Raw genomic sequence first — 439 nt, 5'->3', positions numbered from 1 at the left:
GGCATGGCAAGCGCGTGCGCTTCTACTCCACGGTCGATCTGGTCAATCTGCTGGAGCGCGAAAAACACGACGGCAAAGCCGGGCGGATCGCCCAGGCACTGCTGCGCATGGATCTGGTCATCCTCGACGAACTGGGTTATCTGCCGTTCAGCCAGGCTGGCGGTGCGTTGCTGTTTCACCTGCTGTCCAAGCTGTACGAACACACCAGCGTGGTGATCACCACCAACCTGAGCTTCGCCGAATGGTCGAGCGTGTTCGGCGACGCCAAGATGACCACCGCCCTGCTGGATCGGCTGACCCACCACTGCCACATCGTCGAAACCGGTAACGAGTCCTATCGCCTGCAACACAGTAGCTTGGCGGCCCAGGCCAAGATCAAATCACGGGAGCGAAAGCGTAAGGGCGGCCAGGAACCGGAGGACGATGAGCCGTTCTGATT

At 60.6% G+C, this 439-nt stretch carries 1 pseudogene; it reads left to right on the top strand.

What is annotated here, in order from left to right:
* Positions 1-437: pseudogene (gene istB, locus AC066S_RS39465) on the top strand (IS21-like element ISPst3 family helper ATPase IstB); the annotation flags it as partial.
* Positions 438-439 lie beyond the last annotated feature (2 nt).

It is taken from the genome of Bradyrhizobium sp. CFUWI (genome assembly GCF_056429085.1).
The sequence above is the reverse complement of the archived record's forward strand: the minus strand, read 5'-3'. Positions and strand labels throughout refer to the sequence as shown.